This is a genomic window from Pantoea sp. ACRSB, from assembly GCF_022346905.1.
In the GTDB taxonomy this organism is placed as follows: Bacteria; Pseudomonadota; Gammaproteobacteria; order Enterobacterales; family Enterobacteriaceae; genus Pantoea; species Pantoea piersonii.
This window is the reverse complement of record NZ_JAKRNL010000006.1, coordinates 80,005-96,511: the sequence shown is the minus strand read 5'-3', so window position 1 is coordinate 96,511 and position 16,507 is coordinate 80,005. Positions and strand designations below refer to the sequence as shown.

The 16,507-nt window shown below is 57.9% G+C and carries 15 protein-coding genes; 6 read left to right on the top strand and 9 right to left on the bottom strand.

The features are described 5' to 3' along the window. Positions 1 to 61 precede the first annotated feature (61 nt). Complete coding sequence (locus tag MHZ89_RS17295) at positions 62 to 1,009, bottom strand: ABC transporter substrate-binding protein (protein WP_311784034.1); 948 nt, start codon at positions 1,007 to 1,009, stop codon at positions 62 to 64. A gap of 9 nt (positions 1,010 to 1,018) precedes the next feature. Then, on the bottom strand, positions 1,019 to 1,783 hold the full coding sequence (locus MHZ89_RS17290) for a class II aldolase/adducin family protein (protein WP_311784033.1): 765 nt from the start codon (positions 1,781 to 1,783) through the stop codon (positions 1,019 to 1,021). A gap of 235 nt (positions 1,784 to 2,018) precedes the next feature. Here MHZ89_RS17290 and MHZ89_RS17285 point away from each other — a divergent pair, with 235 nt between their 5' ends. Beyond that, complete coding sequence (locus tag MHZ89_RS17285) at positions 2,019 to 3,623, top strand: EAL domain-containing protein (RefSeq protein WP_311784032.1); 1,605 nt, start codon at positions 2,019 to 2,021, stop codon at positions 3,621 to 3,623. Next, the gene (locus MHZ89_RS17280; RefSeq protein ID WP_311784031.1) at positions 3,598 to 4,557 is read left to right on the top strand and encodes a D-2-hydroxyacid dehydrogenase family protein; all 960 of its coding nucleotides are present in this window, start codon (positions 3,598 to 3,600) and stop codon (positions 4,555 to 4,557) included. The genes MHZ89_RS17285 and MHZ89_RS17280 overlap by 26 nt, the downstream gene beginning before the upstream one ends. Here MHZ89_RS17280 and MHZ89_RS17275 read toward each other — a convergent pair. Further along, positions 4,546 to 4,941 carry a hypothetical protein gene (locus MHZ89_RS17275; RefSeq protein WP_311784030.1) on the bottom strand — a complete coding sequence of 132 codons (396 nt, stop codon included), beginning with the start codon at positions 4,939 to 4,941 and terminating at the stop codon, positions 4,546 to 4,548. The two genes, MHZ89_RS17280 and MHZ89_RS17275, sit on opposite strands and share 12 nt — an antisense overlap. Positions 4,942 to 5,381: 440 nt before the next feature. On the opposite strand from MHZ89_RS17275, the gene proP reads away from it, so the two are divergent. From proP to MHZ89_RS17260, 3 genes are all read left to right on the top strand, one after another. Continuing rightward, positions 5,382 to 6,887, top strand: coding sequence for a glycine betaine/L-proline transporter ProP (proP, locus tag MHZ89_RS17270; RefSeq protein ID WP_311784029.1), 1,506 nt, complete (start codon positions 5,382 to 5,384; stop codon positions 6,885 to 6,887). Positions 6,888 to 7,052: 165 nt separating this feature from the next. Beyond that, complete coding sequence (gene hemB / locus MHZ89_RS17265) at positions 7,053 to 8,030, top strand: porphobilinogen synthase (protein WP_120457378.1); 978 nt, start codon at positions 7,053 to 7,055, stop codon at positions 8,028 to 8,030. A 104-nt stretch (positions 8,031 to 8,134) separates the two neighbouring features. Continuing rightward, entirely contained in the window at positions 8,135 to 9,106 is a 972-nt protein-coding gene (locus MHZ89_RS17260; protein ID WP_311784028.1) for a sensor domain-containing diguanylate cyclase, read from the top strand. A gap of 2 nt (positions 9,107 to 9,108) precedes the next feature. Here the strand turns inward: MHZ89_RS17260 and MHZ89_RS17255 are convergent, their stop codons facing one another. Then, positions 9,109 to 10,131 (bottom strand): alpha/beta hydrolase, encoded by a 1,023-nt coding sequence (locus tag MHZ89_RS17255; protein ID WP_311784027.1) that lies wholly within the window; start codon positions 10,129 to 10,131, stop codon positions 9,109 to 9,111. Between the two features lie 411 nt (positions 10,132 to 10,542). Between MHZ89_RS17255 and MHZ89_RS17250 the strand changes: the two genes are divergently transcribed. After that, positions 10,543 to 11,034 (top strand): helix-turn-helix domain-containing protein, encoded by a 492-nt coding sequence (locus MHZ89_RS17250; RefSeq protein WP_311784026.1) that lies wholly within the window; start codon positions 10,543 to 10,545, stop codon positions 11,032 to 11,034. 53 nt (positions 11,035 to 11,087) lie between these two features. Here the strand turns inward: MHZ89_RS17250 and MHZ89_RS17245 are convergent, their stop codons facing one another. From MHZ89_RS17245 to MHZ89_RS17225, 5 genes are all read right to left on the bottom strand, one after another. Continuing rightward, a complete protein-coding gene (locus MHZ89_RS17245) occupies positions 11,088 to 11,747 on the bottom strand; it encodes an epoxyqueuosine reductase QueH (RefSeq protein ID WP_311784025.1) in 660 nt (219 codons plus the stop codon). A gap of 79 nt (positions 11,748 to 11,826) precedes the next feature. After that, on the bottom strand, positions 11,827 to 12,489 hold the full coding sequence (locus MHZ89_RS17240; RefSeq protein WP_311784024.1) for an SDR family oxidoreductase: 663 nt from the start codon (positions 12,487 to 12,489) through the stop codon (positions 11,827 to 11,829). A gap of 120 nt (positions 12,490 to 12,609) precedes the next feature. Continuing rightward, positions 12,610 to 13,920, bottom strand: a complete 1,311-nt coding sequence (locus MHZ89_RS17235) for a c-type cytochrome (RefSeq protein ID WP_311784023.1) — start codon at positions 13,918 to 13,920, stop codon at positions 12,610 to 12,612. Position 13,921: 1 nt separating this feature from the next. After that, a complete protein-coding gene (locus tag MHZ89_RS17230) occupies positions 13,922 to 15,694 on the bottom strand; it encodes a GMC family oxidoreductase (RefSeq protein ID WP_311784022.1) in 1,773 nt (590 codons plus the stop codon). 31 nt (positions 15,695 to 15,725) lie between these two features. Continuing rightward, a complete protein-coding gene (locus MHZ89_RS17225; protein WP_311784021.1) occupies positions 15,726 to 16,439 on the bottom strand; it encodes a gluconate 2-dehydrogenase subunit 3 family protein in 714 nt (237 codons plus the stop codon). Positions 16,440 to 16,507 lie beyond the last annotated feature (68 nt).

Genomic DNA, 16,507 nt, shown 5'->3' with positions numbered 1-16,507 from the left:
TGCCTGCTATTCGCGCCATCGCTTACCGGCGGAGCGTTCCAGCCAGCTTTTGGCCTCTCACTTACTCTGGAAACAGAGTGCGATCGGTAATCGCCGCCACGTCTACCCTGTTCGGCAAAATCTTCAGCTCGCTGAAGAGATCCGACACCTTCTGTACTTTCGCAATATCCTCTGGCGTCACGGCGCGAATGCCGTGAGAAATGCGCGCGGTAATTTTCTCCGCATCGGCGGGCGGCAGGCGCGTCAGCTGCGCATAAACCTGGTTGTAGGCCGCCTTGTGGGTCAGCGCCCATGCGCGCGCTTTCGCCAGCCGCTGGACAAAATCGGCGATCGCGGCACGCTTGCCGGGATCGTCCAGCGACTGCCGGGTAGCGGTCACGAAGGAGAGCGCGGTGGTCAACCCCGTACCGTCGCGCAGCAGGCGCGCGCCATGCTGCTCAGCGATGCCGAGATAGGGATCAAAGGTCGCCCAGGCACCAATCTGCCCGGCGTTAAAGGCGGCGCTGGCGTCGGTCGGCAGCACAAAGCGCACCGACACGCTGTCGCGTGGTACCTTCGCCTCGCCCAGCGCTTCATAGAGCAGATGTTGCGAAATGCTGCCACGCGCCGACGATACCACCACCTCTTTGCCCGCCAGTTCCTTTACGCTGCGCACCGGCGAATCGGCGGGCACAATCACCCCGTTTGCGCCCGCGTCGCCGACGTTGGTGGCGATGATTTTCAGCGGCACGCCGCCGGATGCCGCCATCAGCACCGGCAGATCGCCCGCATAAGAGGTATCGACCGCGCCGGCGCGCTGCGCTTCAAACAGCGGCGCCGCGCCCTGAAAATTAGCCCAGCGATAGTGATAGGGCGCATCTTTGAGTACGCCGGACGCCTCCACCAGCGAGCGCAAATTGCGCGCCTGATCGCCCAGCACCAGCGTCACTTCGCTGAGATCGGGCGCCGCCTGCGCCAGCGCGCTGGCGCCCAGCAGCAGCGCCGCCGCAAATACCTTGAGTCTGTTCATTGCCGCTCCTTACAGCGCGTTGCGGTTGAGCTGGCGAATATAGGCATCCCAGTGCAGCTGATACTTTTTGTTGCGGATGCTGTTATCAAACGCCTGCGCCGCCTTTTCCGCCACCGCGTCCGGCAGGATAATCAGCTCCACGCCGCCTGACTGCGCGGCCAGCTGCGCCTGGCAGGCGCGCTCAAGATAGTAGAGGTTATAAAACGCCTCTTCGATGCTGCCGCCCGCCGTCAGCAGGCCGTGGTTGCGCAGGATCAGCGCGTTCAGGGAGCCGAGATCCGCTACGATGCGCTGCTGCTCGTCGAGATCGAGCGCGATCCCTTCGTAATCGTGATAGCCGACGCGACTGTGAAAACGCGTGCTGTGCTGGGAGATCATCAGCAGCCCCTGCTTTTGCGCCGACACGCCGATGCCCGCTGCCGTATGCGTATGCATAACCGCATGCGCATCCGGGCGGGCGCGATGGATGGCGCTGTGGATCACGAAGCCTGCCGGATTGATCCCCAGCCCGGTGGGATCGTCGATGACATTGCCGTCGATATCGATCTTGACCAGCGTTTCCGGCTGGATCTCGTCAAAGGTCTGCCCGTAAGCGTTAATCAGGAAGTGCGGCAGATCGCCCGGCACGCGCAGCGAAAAGTGGGTGTAGATATGATCGGTCCAGCGCAGCTTCGCCGCCAGATGATAAGCCTGCGCCAGCTTAACGCGCGCCTGCCATTCCGCATCGGAAAGGCGCTGTTGAAGGGAAGTTGATGCCAGGGTTGCCATACTCATATACGCCTCTTTTCCGCGATTCAGTGTGGCGTCATGGTGACACGGCATTTTTGCCGCTGGGAAATACCAAAAGCGGCAAAACATTGTCAATAAATGCAAAGCGCGGTCGATAATTGATCTGTATCACCTGCTCACCGGAGCAAAACGCTACCCTGCACGGCCTGAGGGCGTGCTATGCTGCGCTGATTAAATTTGCACCTCCTCACAGACGCATTCACATTCAGAGGAATTCGCGGTGCCGCCGTTAAAACGAAAACGCGACTACGCCAGAATAATTATTATTTTGTCCGGGGTGCTGCCCTTGCTGCTCGGCATCCTGTTTACCGCTATCGACGCGCGGCACACCGTTCAGCAGCAGCAGCTCAGCGCCGCCAGTACGCTGCTCTCGCAGGCGGAAAAGATGAGCGACAGCGCCTGGGATATGATTACCTGGCTACGTCGTTTTCAATATCAGCCCTGCAGTGCGTTTGAGGATGAACTGCAGCGCGCCGGCAACCTCAACGCCTATTTCCGCGCCATCGGCAAACTGGAGGGGCAAAAAATTACCTGCTCCTCCGCTTATGGCATGAATCCCGGCACCTTAAGCGAAATGATGCGGCGCGCGCCGCCGGTAACCGGCAAAGCCTGGTGGAGCCTCTCTCTCGCCGGTACGGCTGCCGTACCGCAGCGTCCGGCGGTGATTTTTGTGCGGCAGCTGGCGGATAACCAGAGTTTCTGGGCGATTATCGACGGCCAGTATCTGATTGATTTTATGAGCGCCATCGGCGAGTCGCGCGGTTACCGCCTCAGTATGCGCTTTAGCGACGGCGCGCCGATCTCCGCGGGAAACACGACGCCGCTCCACGCCAGCCTTTTTAGCGATCAAACCTATCAGGCGCAGTCGACCCGCTATCCCATTAGCGTGACAATCGAGACGCCCGGCGCGGAGATCATGCGCGCCTGGCGACAGGTGACCTTTATTTTCCTGCCGATGACGGCGATCCTCTCTATTTTGCTGATGGTGCTGACCGCCAACTGGCTGCAGCGTCGCATCTCCTGGCGTGATGAGATCCGCCGCGCCATCAGTGCGCGTCAGTTCTTTGTGCACTACCAGCCGGTCTACAACAACCAGACCCAAACCTGTACCGGCGCCGAAGCGCTGCTGCGCTGGACGCTGCCGAACGGCGACGCGATCCGGCCCGATATCTTTATCAGCGCCGCCGAGGCGGAAGGCATGATTGTGCCGCTGACGCGTCACCTGCTCGACCTTATCGCCGAAGATGTCCAGCAGTGGAAAATTGACCCTGGCTTTCATATCGGCATCAACGTCGCCGCCGATCATCTGCAACACCCGGCCTTCGTTGAGGATATGGTCAATTTTGCCGATAGAATCAAACATAAGGCGCTGCAGATTACGCTGGAGCTGACTGAGCGCAGCCTGATTAAAGATGGCGAAGACGTGGCAAGAAAGCTCGATCGTCTGCGCGCCGACGGGATGAAGGTGGCAATCGATGATTTCGGCACCGGACACTGCTCGCTGAGCTATCTGCAAAACTTCGCGCTGGACTACCTGAAAATCGATCGTGGCTTTATCAACGCCATTGAGTCGCTGTCGGGGGAAACGCCGGTGCTGGATGCGATTATCACGCTCAGCCATAAGCTGCAGCTGGAAGTGCTGGGCGAAGGCGTGGAGACGTCGTTGCAGTATCTCTATCTGCGCCAGCGCGGCGTAACGTTTATTCAGGGCTACTATTATGCTTTGCCTATGGATAACGTCACGTTCATCGACTGGCTCACAAAGCATCAACATCAGCCGATGCGCACAGAGGTACCTGATGACGCTCAACTGCACCCTTCTTGATGACTATCAGAACGTAGCGCTGACGCTGGCCGACTGGTCTTCGCTACAGCCCGCTGTCCAGACCCGCTCATTGCAGCAACATATCGCCGATGATGAACCGCTTATCGCCGCGCTTGCCGACAGCGATATTCTGGTGGCAATGCGCGAACGCACCCCGCTTACTGCCGCCCGTCTGGCGCGCCTGCCGCGCCTGAAACTTATCGTTACGTCCGGCATGCGAAATGCCGCCATCGATCTTGAAGCCTGCCGCGCGCGCGGCATCGCGGTATGCGGCACCGAGAGCAGCAGCGCGCCGCCGCTGGAGCTGACCTGGGGTCTGCTGCTGGCGCTGGCGCGCCATATCGTGGCGGAGAATCAGGCGCTGCGCAGCAACGGCCCCTGGCAACAGCATCTCGGAATCGGGCTTGAGGGTAAAACCCTCGGGCTGATTGGGCTGGGTAAGATCGGCGGCGGGATGGCGAAGGTGGCGCTGGCGTTTGGCATGCGCGTTTGCGCCTGGAGCCAGAACCTCACCGCCGAGCGCGCGGCGCAGTGCGGCGCTTCGCTGATGCCGTCGCTGCAGGCGCTGCTGGCGGCGAGTGATGTGGTGTCGATACATCTGGTGTTAAGCGAGCGTACGCATCATTTGCTGGATGGCGCCGCGCTGGCGCAGATGAAGCCGGGCGCGCTGCTGGTAAACACCTCGCGCGCGGGCCTGGTGGATCAGCAGGCGATGATCGCCGCGCTGCGTTCGGGTCGGCTGGCTGGCGCTGCGCTGGACGTATTCGATACGGAGCCGCTGCCCGCCGATCATCCGCTGCGGCAGCTGCCGAACGTGCTGGCGACGCCGCATCTGGGCTATGTCGCCGACAGTAACTACCGGCGCTACTTTACTCAGGCGGTCGAGGATATCGCCGCCTGGCTGCGACATCAGCCGCTGCGCTCACTGCTTTAGCCGCCCTGCGCGCAGCTTTCTTACTGCGCGCAGCGCCACTTCAACGCTCTCATCCGGGCATTGTGTCGGCGTTATCGCGCTTTTTCTCGCCGCTAATCGCTGGTTGATACGCGCCAGCGTCGGCATCAGCTGCTGATACTCTGCTTCCGGCAGCGCCTTCACCGGGCTGCGCTGCGCGTTTCTGTCGCAAAGCCAATCGTTTGCGCGGACAGGCCTTTTTTGCGCCAAAGGGGCCAGCGGATGGCGGGCAAGCCAGACGCTGAACGGCGTCTCTGACACAGAATTAAGTGGGTTAAACGAAGCGTAGCGGGTAAGTTTCTTTTCTGTACTGTCGATGGCTGACAGCCAGGGGTTTTCAAAGGGCGCAGTCTCTTTCCTTACCATCGATCCTCCATTGACAGTGAGGGGCAAAGTATTACTGAATAACGCCATAGCGGCAAGCTGGGCTGTGTCTGAGATCAACGCCCTGCCGCACAGGTTTTTCATCGTCCGGAGGCAGACGCGCCTGCGCCAGATTAATCGCCACTACATTTTGAGAAAAAACCGCTGTCGTAAAACCGCTTTTTTTACTGCTTTATCTCATCGCTGGCTTAGCCGCTATCGTCGGCAAAAAAGGCCGCTATCAGTCCAAACATGACAAATATCAATAAAAAACGGTATACTCTGCCACTTGTCGCAATAATTTCAACACTAATTATTGCGCATAGTAGCCAGTGGAAAATTCTGCCGAACGGCTATGCTTAAATTTTCTCAATGCCGCGGACTGTTTCGTTCAACCGGTTCGCGACCTTGAGGACTTTCATGTGCTATTACAGGGTAAATCTATGAAATTACGTAGGAAGCGTGTCAAACCTATTGGGCTGGATGACGTCACTATTATTGATGACGCCCGTTTGCGCAAAGCCATTACCGCTGCGTCGCTGGGCAATGCGATGGAATGGTTCGATTTTGGCGTATACGGCTTTGTTGCTTACGCGCTGGGTAAAGTCTTTTTCCCCGATGCGTCGCCAGGCGTTCAGATGATCGCCGCGCTCGGTACCTTCTCTGTTCCCTTTCTGATTCGCCCGCTGGGCGGCCTTTTCTTCGGCATGCTGGGCGATAAGTATGGTCGCCAGAAAATCCTCTCTATCACCATTGTAATTATGTCGATCAGTACCTTCTGTATTGGTCTGATACCCTCTTACGCCTCAATTGGCATCTGGGCGCCGATTCTGCTGCTGTTAGCCAAAATGGCGCAGGGCTTCTCGGTGGGTGGCGAATATACCGGCGCCTCGATCTTCGTTGCTGAATATTCGCCCGACCGTAAACGCGGTTTTATGGGCAGCTGGCTCGACTTCGGTTCAATCGCAGGCTTCGTGCTCGGCGCGGGCATCGTCGTGCTGATCTCCGCGATTATCGGCGAAGCGAAGTTTATGGAATGGGGCTGGCGTCTGCCGTTCTTCCTCGCGCTGCCGCTCGGCATTATCGGCCTCTACCTGCGCCACGCGCTGGAAGAAACCCCGGCCTTCCAGCAGCACGTTGAGAAACTGGAGCAAGGCGACCGTGAAGGCCTGCGCGACGGCCCGAAAGTGTCGTTTAAAGAGATCGCCAGCAAGCACTGGAAAAGCCTGCTTGCCTGTATCGGTCTGGTGATCGCCACTAACGTCACCTACTACATGCTGCTGACCTACATGCCGAGCTATCTGTCGCATAACCTGCACTACTCGGAAGATCACGGCGTGTTGATCATCATTGCGATTATGCTTGGCATGCTGTTTGTGCAGCCGGTGATGGGGATGCTGAGCGACCGCTTCGGCCGTCGTCCTTTCGTGATTATTGGCAGCATCGCGCTGCTGATCTTCGCCATTCCGGCATTTATGCTGATTAACAGCGGCGTGCTGGGGCTGATTTTCGCCGGTCTGCTGCTGATGGCGGTGATCCTCAACGCCTTTACCGGCGTCATGGCATCGTCGCTGCCAGCGATGTTCCCGACCCATATCCGCTACAGCGCGCTGGCGAGTGCCTTTAACATCTCCGTACTGATTGCCGGTCTGACCCCGACGCTCGCAGCATGGCTGGTAGAAACGACCAATAACCTCTATATGCCAGCCTACTACCTGATGGTGGTGGCGGTGATCGGCCTGATTACCGGCATTTATATGAAAGAGACGGCGAATAAACCGCTGCGCGGCGCGACGCCTGCCGCTTCTGACCTCGAAGAAGCGCGTGAAATCCTTCAGGAGCATCACGACAACATCGAGCAAAAAATCGAAGATATCGACGCAGAGATTGCCCGCCTTGAGGCAAAGCGTAAAAATCTGGTGCAGCAGCATCCCGACATCAACGAATAAAGCCTTTAATGCCCGCCGCAAGGCGGGCTTTTTTTTTGCGTAGCTGGCAGGCTGATAAGCGCAAAGCGTTCCGCGCTATTTCTACCATCGCCGCACACATTCTTCATTTCCGCGCGTTAAAAGGAGTAGACTAACGCTACTTTTTTCACCTGCGTAAGAATGAATATGTCTGATTTTTCTCTGCTCCAGCGTCCAAGAAGGCTGCGTTCCAGCCCGGCGATGCGTGAACTCTTCCAGGAAACCTCCCTCAGCCTGAACGATCTGGCGCTGCCGATTTTCGTTGAGGAAGGCGTTGATGATTACAAAGCGATTGAAGCGATGCCGGGCGTAATGCGCATTCCGGAAAAGCGTCTTGCTTATGAAATTGAGCGTATCGCCAAAGCGGGCATTCGCTCGGTGATGACCTTCGGTATCTCGCACCACACCGACGCTACCGGCAGCGATGCCTGGAATGAAAACGGCCTGGTGGCGCGCATGTCGCGCATCTGTAAAGAGACGGTGCCGGAAATGATCGTTATGTCCGACACCTGTTTCTGTGAATACACCAGCCACGGCCACTGCGGCGTGCTGTGCGACCACGGCGTCGATAACGACGCGACGCTGATTAATCTCGGCAAGCAGGCAGTAGTGGCAGCGGCGGCGGGCGCGGACTTTATTGCGCCGTCGGCGGCGATGGATGGTCAGGTTAAGGCGATCCGTCAGGCGCTGGACGCGGCGGGCTTTACCCAGACCGCCATCATGTCCTATTCCACCAAGTTCGCTTCGTCGTTTTACGGCCCCTTCCGCGAAGCGGCCGGCACCGCGCTGAAAGGCGACCGCAAAACCTATCAGATGAACCCGATGAACCGCCGCGAAGCGATTCGCGAGTCGCTGATCGACGCTGCTGAAGGCGCGGATTCGCTGATGGTGAAACCGGCCGGCGCCTACCTTGACGTGCTGCGTGAAATCCGCGACCGCACCGAGCTGCCGCTGGCGGCGTATCAGGTCAGCGGCGAATACGCGATGATCAAATTCGCCGCTCAGGCGGGCGCGATTGACGAGCGTAACGTGGTGCTGGAAAGCCTGGGCGCGATTAAACGCGCCGGCGCCGACCTGATTTTCAGCTATTTCGCCCTTGATCTTGCAGAACAAAAAGTGCTCTGATCCCGCCTGAGATCCTGCTGTCTCAATGACGGCAGGATCTCTTTTAGCCCTTGTGGCCACACCAGTTTCGCTTCACCTGCATAAATAACGATAAGAGTACCGCGATGAAAGCACCTCAGTACCCGGCTAATGAGGCGCAACGCCTTACCGAACTGCACGAGATAAAAATCCTTAATACGCCACCGGAGGAGCGCTTTGACCGCCTGACGCGTCTGGCGCGTCGTCTGTTTAACACGCCCGTGGCGCTGGTCAGCCTGGTGGAAGCCAGCCAGCAGTGGTTCAAATCTGTTTCTGGCCGCTATGACGCCCGGAGCACGCCGCGCGATATCTCGTTTTGCGGTCACGCTATTTTGCAGGACGACATCATGGTGGTGGAAAATACGCTTAACGACGAGCGGTTTCACGATAACCCGCTGGTGACCGGCGAGCCCCATATTCGTTTTTATGCTGGCTGTCCGCTGCGCGGGCCAGGCGGCGTTAACGTCGGCACGCTCTGTATTCTCGGCCCCGAGCCGCGCGATTTCAGCGCCGACGATCGTGCAACGCTGCGCGACCTGGCGGCGCTGGCAGAAGCTGAGCTGGCGGCCTTTCAGACCGCGACCTGCGATGAACTCACGCAAATCACTAACCGTCGCGGTTTTATGACCCTTGGCCAGCTGGTGCTTAACGACTGTCTGTTAAAGCAGCGTCCAGCCAGCCTGACGTTTCTCGATCTCGATAAGTTTAAGCAGATCAACGATACCCTCGGCCATCGCGAAGGCGACCGCGCGCTGATGGATTTCGCCGACGCGATGAAGGTCTGCTTTAGCCATCACGATCTTTTCGCACGACTGGGCGGCGATGAATTCGTCGTGCTGTTTAACGGGCTGCGTCAGCCGGAAGCGGAAGCGCTGCTGGCTGACTTTGAGCGTTATCTACAGCAGCAGGCCAGCAGCCTGAATCGTCGCTATGCGCTGCGCTTCTCGTCGGGCGTGGTCGAGTTTAACGCCGCCCACCCGCAAAGCCTGGAGCGGATGCTGGAGGGGAGCGACGCACGCATGTACGCCGCTAAAAAGAGTAAAAAAGCGCAGGCGTGAATTTAGCGGTGCGCTAACGCCGCGATCAGCGTCTGGTTGAATTGCGCAGGCGCCTCCATCTGCGGCGCATGGCCCATGCCGGGGAATTCAATCAGGCGTGCGCCGGGAATACGCTTCGCCGCCTCTTTGCCCAGCACATCGTAGTGGCCCAGCTTCGCTTTTACCTGCGCCGAGGCGATATCGCTGCCGATGGCGGTGGTATCGGCCGTACCGATCATCAGCGTGGTCGGCACTTTCAGATCGCCGAACTCATAAAACACCGGCTGGGTAAAGATCATGTCGTAGATCAGCGCCGAGTTCCACGCGACTTTCTCGTGCCCCGGCCCGGCGTTCAGGCCCGCCAGCATATCGACCCATTTGTCATATTCCGGCTTCCACTGCCCGCTGTAGTAGGTGTGCTGCTCATACTTTTTGATGCCCGCCGCGTCGAGCTTCAGCTCGCGTTGATACCACTGATCGACGCTGCGCCATGGCGCGCCTTTGGCTTTCCAGTCTTCCAGCCCGATAGGATTCACCAGCACCAGCTGCTGCGTCTCGTCGGGGTACATCAGCGCATAACGCGTAGCCAGCATGCCGCCGGTAGAGTGGCCAACGATAACCGCTTTCTTTATACCGAGATGAGCCAGAAGCTGATGCGTATTATCCGCCAGCTGCTGAAAGCTGTACTGATAGTTAGCCGGTTTGCTGGCGCTGCAAAAGCCGATCTGGTCAGGCGCGACGACGCGATAACCCGCCTGACTCAGCGCGCGTATGCTCTCTTCCCATGTCGCGCCGCAGAAATTTTTGCCGTGGAGCAGCACGACCGTCTGGCCGTTGGCGCGGCTGGCTGGTTTTACATCCATGTAGCCCATGCTGAGCGGCTGCTGCTGGGAGGAAAAGTTAAAGCGCTGTAGCGGGAAGGGATAGTGAAAGCCTTCCAGCTGCTCGCCATAGGTACTGGCAGCCAGCGCGGGCGCAGCGCTAAGCAGAGTGACTGACGCGAGCAAAGCAGCAAGCGGTTTTTTCAGGCCAGAGGTCGGACGCATGCGATGATCTCCATGTGGAAAAGAGCGGCAGTGTGACACGCGCAAAAGCCGGACGTATTGTTGCGCTGTGTCATGTCGATGATTTTTATAGCAAGAAGCGTAGCGGGCTTTGGCTTATTTCGCCTGCTGGATTGCGCCTGCGGCAGAGGCAATTTAAACGATACGCGTTATCGATATTAAAGAACCGCTAAAGAGTTCACAGCAAAGCCAAACATTACCGTCACTTTTATTTATTCTTTTATTTATTTACCGAAACCACTAATTAACTTTCATCATCTTTTGCTAATAATTACCGATATCGCTCCTCTTGAAAAAAATAAACATGCTTTTTCTGATATTTCTTTACCGAAGCCACGTATAGAGAAACATTAAATTCCCTACACTATATAACACAGTTTGATGAGGTTGATTATGCGTGAGAAAAAATATAACGAAGAAGTGATTGATAGCATTACTGACTGGATCAATAGTCATCTTGATCAGCGACTTAGCATAGATGACATTGCCGAAAAGTCAGGCTATTCAAAATGGTATTTGCAAAAACTTTTTGCACGTTGCCGTAACGAAACTCTGGCGCGCTATATCCGTCAGCGAAAGCTGGCCGCCTGTGTTCATGCGCTCAAAAGCAGTTCTACGCCCATTATTACGCTGGCGATGAAATACCATTTTGAAAGCCAGCAGTCTTTTACGCGATCGTTTAAACAGGTAATGGGCTGTACGCCTTACGTCTGTCGAAAGCGCCAGCTGGACGCGCAAACGCAGGCGCAGCTGGAAGGCAATACGAATCCGTGTGAGCTTTGCCGCCAGGCGCAGCCAGCGGCCGGTCATTCCACGCGTTTTACTTCGGCTCGCCTGGAAATCCGTAATATCGACACGGATGAAGCGCGCAATGGCTTGCGCTGAATGCCTGCGCAGCCGTCGGGAATAAAGGGCAATAATCGCCGCCCTTTATTCCTCTACTCTTCATCCGGCGAATAATACTGCACGCCGATCTTGATACGTTCACGCCCGTTGGCGACGCGATGACGATTGCTGTCGCGCAGCGAATAGATGCAGCCGCAGTATTCCTGCTGATAAAAACGCTCGCGCTTGCTGATTTCGATCATACGCGCCGACCCGCCACCTTTGCGCCAGTTAAACTCCCAGTAGAGCATATCGGGATAGCGCGACGCGGCACGCACGCCGCAGTCGTTGATTTGCTGCATATTCTTCCAGCGCGAGATGCCAAGCGAGCTGGTGATAACGGGAAAACCGTGTTCATGGGCATAAAGCGCGGTGCGCTCAAAGCGCATATCAAAACACATGGTGCAGCGCTCGCCGCGTTCCGGCTCCCATTCCATCCCTTTTGCGCGCTCAAACCAGTTATCGCGATCGTAGTCCGCGTCAACAAAGGGCACGCCGAACTGCTCAGCAAAGCGGATGTTCTCCTCTTTGCGCAGCTCATACTCTTTCAGCGGATGGATATTGGGATTATAGAAGAAGATAGTGTAGTCGATGCCGGATGCGAGCATCGCCTCCATGACCTCGCCTGAACAGGGCGCACAGCAGGAGTGCAGCAGGACTTTGTTATGGCCGCCTGGCAGCGGCAGCGGCTTACGCTGAAGGGACTGAGACATACGAACTCCTTGTCAGACTATGCCGCGAGTTTAGTGTTTCGCCGCTACAGATGCAAAAAAGGCGCTGACGCGCCATGATTCACCACTGCAGTAGCTGTCCGGCATAGTCCACGTAGTGGTGGCCGCCGCGTCCGCGATACGCCTCCAGCTGCTGCACCAGCCCCTCGCCGCTCTGCTCCACCGTCACCGGCGCGGATTCGCCGCCCATATCGGTTTTCACCCAGCCTGGATGCAGCGACAACAGCGTCGCGTTATGCTCGTTAATCTGCGGCAACAGCGCGCGACTCAGCATATTGAGCGCCGATTTGCTGGCGGAATAAATCGGCATCGCCGCCGTATCGTTCTCGTTCAGGCTGCCGAGGATTGAGGTGGTGAAGCCAATAACGCCATTCTGCTTCGCCAGCAGCGGCAGCAGGGTTTCTGCGCTGCGTACCGGCGCGATAGCGTTGGTCAGAAAAAGCTGCGCCAGCTCGGCGTCGCTGCTCTGCAGCAGGTTCTGATGCGACGGGCCTGAAATGCCCGCATTGATCAGGATCGCGTCAAAGGTCTCGCCCTTGAGCTGCGCCGCCAGCTCTCGCACCTGATCCTGATGCGTCATATCCAGCTCGTGCCACTGCGCTTCCGCTTCCGGCGCGCTGCTGCGATAAGTTGCCGTTACCTGATAACCTTTTGCCGCCAGCGCTTTGACCACCGCCAGCCCGATGCCGCGCGATGCGCCAATGACTAATGCCTTGCCTGTCATATCCGTTCCTCTCTGATGAAGTGACTTTACACAGCTTATAGCCTGGCACGTAGAATGAGAGGCGATGCAGAAAGGCAAGAGCACAGGGTGTAAAAAAGGCGGCTTACGCCGCCTCTGTTTTTAGTGCGCCGCCATCTGGTCTGGCAGCTTCAGCAGCCTGCGCTTGCCTGCTACTTCCTCAGCCTTCACCGGCGTCGCGGCGTTGCCCCAGCTGTTGCGGATATAGGTCGATACCGCAGCGACCTGCTCATCAGTCAGCTTCCAGGCGAAACTCGGCATCGCGCCGCTGGTCGGATTGCCCTGCGTCACCGCGCCGCGTCCGCCCTGCAACACCGTCGTGATGATGGACGAGGCGTCGTCCCCCAGCAGTCCGGGGTTGTTTGCCAGGCTGGCAGCCAGGTTCGGGATGCCCTTGCCGTCGCTGTTATGACAGGCGCTACAGTTGGCGCTGTAAACATTCGCACCCGTCTTCATCAGCGCGCTGTCAGGGTTCTGCGGCTGCGGCGGCTGGGTCGCAGAGGCGGGCTGCGCCTTCAGGTAAGTCGCTATCGCGCGCAGATCGCCATCGCTAAGATACTGCGTCGAGTTGGTGACCGCTTCTGCCATCGGGCCGGACGCGACCGCAACGTGGTTGCTGCCCAGCTTCAGGTAATCCACGATCTGCTCTTCGCTCCAGTTGCCGACGCCGACATAGCGGTTTGAGGTCAGATCCGGCGCGTGCCACTCGCTGAGGTTGCTGCCCTGCAAATAGGCGTCAGTATCGCCACCGAGCAGGTTTTTCGGCGTATGGCAGGCGCCGCAGTGCTCCAGTCCCTCTACCAGATAGGCGCCGCGGTTGAACTCGGCGGATTTGCCCGGATCGGTTTCAAAGCCGCTGTTGCGGAAGAAGAGCAGATTCCAGCCCATCATCGCCAGTCGGATATTGTACGGGAAGCCCAGGTTGGTTTCCGGCACCTTGTAGTGCACCGGTTTTACCGAGCGCATATACATCCACAGGTCGTGCATATCCTGGTCGCTGACTTTTACGTAGGCGTTATACGGCATCGCCGGGTAGAGGTGTTCGCCCTCTTTGCCTCTGCCGTGACGCACTGCGCGGTAGAAGTCACGCTCGGTCCAGTTGCCGATGCCTGTCTCTTTATCCGGCGTAATATTGCTGGCGAAAATGCCGCCAAACGGCGTGCTGATAGAGTAGCCGCCGGAAAAAGCCTCTTTGCTGCCCGGCGCGGTATGGCACGCCACGCAGTCGCCGGCGATCGCCACGTATCGGCCGCGCGCTACCGCGGCAGCATCCGCTGCCGCTGGCGGCTGGCTGGTCAGCGTCTGATTATTCGCTACTTCATCGGCCGAGGTATCGCCGTTTTGCCACAGCAGGCCCGCCGCAATAATGCCTGCGATCACCACCGCGCCGCCTGCAAGGGTTGTTTTTTTCATATCACACCTTCACCAGTGGGCCGGGGTTTTTCAGGTACTGTTCAACGATCGCCTTCGCCGTCCAGAGGCTCAGCGCGCCGATAGTACCGGTTGGGTTGTAGCCTGCGTTGTTCGGGAACGAGGAGGCGCCAAGCACAAACAGGTTGTGCATATCCCAGCTCTGCTGATAGCGGTTGAGTACGCTGGTTTTCGGATCGGTGCCCATCACCGCGCCGCCGATGGTATGGTCGCTGGCGAAGTTATAGGGCGAATATTTGCCCGACGCCGAATTGGTGCCGATGACAGTTTTCGCGCCCATCGCCTTGCCGATCTCTACGCTCTTCTCTTCGATAAACTTCGCTGAACGGCGATCGTTTTCGTTGTAGTCAAAGGTGACGCGCAGCAGCGGGTTGCCGTTGTCATCTTTATATTCCGGGTCGAGATCGAGGTAGTAATCCTCGTGTGAGAAGCTGGTGCCCTGACCGAAGATAAAGGTCGCGTTCTGGAAAGCGTGCGTGTAGGCCTTTTTCCACTCTTTGCCCCAGCGCGGCGTGCCTGGCAGAAGCGCGTCGGCGTTGCCGATAGGACGTGCGCCGCGCGCTACCACCAGGATGCCGGCGCCGCCGATAAAACCTTTGCCGCTGTGATCGAAGTTATCGCCGTTCCAGTCGTCAACCTGCTGCGACAGCGCGCCTGCGCCGATAAACTGGTTAAGGTATTCATCTTCGAAGAACAGGCTGGCGCCAGAGACGGTCTGGAAGCTGTAAGCGCGGCCGACCGTACCGGTTTTGGTTTCCGGATCGTAAGGCTGGCCGATTTTCGACAGCAGCAGCAGGCGCACGTTCTGCATCTGGAATGCCGACAGAATGACGATATCGGCTGGCTGCACCCACTCTTTTTTGTTCTTGTCGATATAAGTTACGCCGGTGGCGGTTTTGCCATCTTCCGATTTATTAACGCGCACGACGGCGGAATCGGTCAGTACGGTAAAGTTTTCACGCTGCATCAGCGCCGGGATCACGCAGGCGTTCGGGCTGGATTTGGAGAAGTTGCCGCAGCCGTAATAGAGGCAGTAGCCGCAGTAGGTGCAAGGCCCCATATGGACGCCGAGCGGGTTAACGTAGGCGCGCGAGGTCTGTCCGGCGGGCACCATAAAGGGATGCTGGCCGAGGGATTTCGCCGCGTCGCGGAACAGATCGGTCAGGCGCGTGCTCTCCAGCGGCGGCAGTGGATATTCGCTGCTGCGGTTGCCTTCGAAGGGGTTGCCGTCGGGAATGATCTCGCCGTTAAGCTTGCCCGCTTTACCGGAAACGCCAGCGATCTTCTCGAAACGATCGTAAAAAGGCTCCAGTTCGTCGTAGGTCACGCCCCAGTCCTGCAGAATCAGCCCTTTGGCGATCTGCTGTTTGCCGTAGCGCTCAACTGTCTGGGTGTAAGGCTGGAAATCCCACGGCGTAAAGCGCCAGGCCATACCGGCCCAGTGGGTGCCGGAGCCGCCGACGTTATAGCCCAGCTCGTTCAGGTTCCATTCGCGCGTCGGCAGCGCGGTTTCCGTACGATTATTACGGAAAGTAGTGGTTTCTACCGCGGGGGGCAGCAGCATGCTGCGGCGGGTATCCCAGCGCAGCTCATCGGTGTCGATAGAGGGCGGAAAATCAGTGGCGGTTTCAAACCAGGGGCCGCGTTCGATGGCAACCACGTTCAGGCCGGCGCGGGTCAGCTCTTCGGCAATCAACGAGCCGCACCAACCCAGGCCGACGATTACAGCGTCAGCTTTTGGACGAATATTTTGCATATGTTACTCACAGCTCAGTCAGACTGAAGATTTAAAGGGTGTTATCAATCAGGCTGGTCGGGATGATGTTGAGCTTCTTCCCTTTCTTGCCAATCAGGTCGCGGAAGTCATAGCGCGCGCCGGGAAAACCGATCATTTTCCAGCTCGCCATATCTTTGTTGCCGCCGTAGATGGGATCGGACAAAAAGCCTTCACGCACGTTCTGCAGCAGCAGCTCGAAGAAGACTTTGGTCTCGACTTCCGGCCCGAGGTCGAGCTGGTTCGCCTCCATATGGCGCAGCAGATCGTCCTGCTGTTCGCCGCTCAGCGCGACAAAATCTTTGTGGAAGGTTTTTTGTGTCCAGGCGTCAAGCGCGGCAAGCCCCTGGCGATAGCGCTGCGCGGGCGTCAGCGGAGACTGCGGCCCCTGCTCCGGCGTGCCTTTTACAAAGCGGCCCAGACGATAGATCGCTACCGCATTGCCGTAATCGCCCGCCAGCTGGCGATCGATAAAGGTCGCGCAGCCCGCCTCTTTGCCGCTGATGCTCAGATCGTCAGCAGGAATAAAGCGTTCGGCGATTGCGCCAACAGTGTCGAACTCGTGCGGTGTCAGATATTGCAGGCCGCCTTTGCGCGGCAGAGACGGCGTGTTGATTTTGCCGGGTTCCCAGGGTTGACCACCCTGGACGGTTTCAGCTTTTGCGATGGGCAGCGACGACGCCACGCCCAGGGCAGCCACGGAGGTGAGAAACTCTCTGCGTTTCATATTTTCCCTGCTAACGAATTAATCACATTAAATGCTTAATTTTATTTGATGATGCGAAGGCGCAGCTG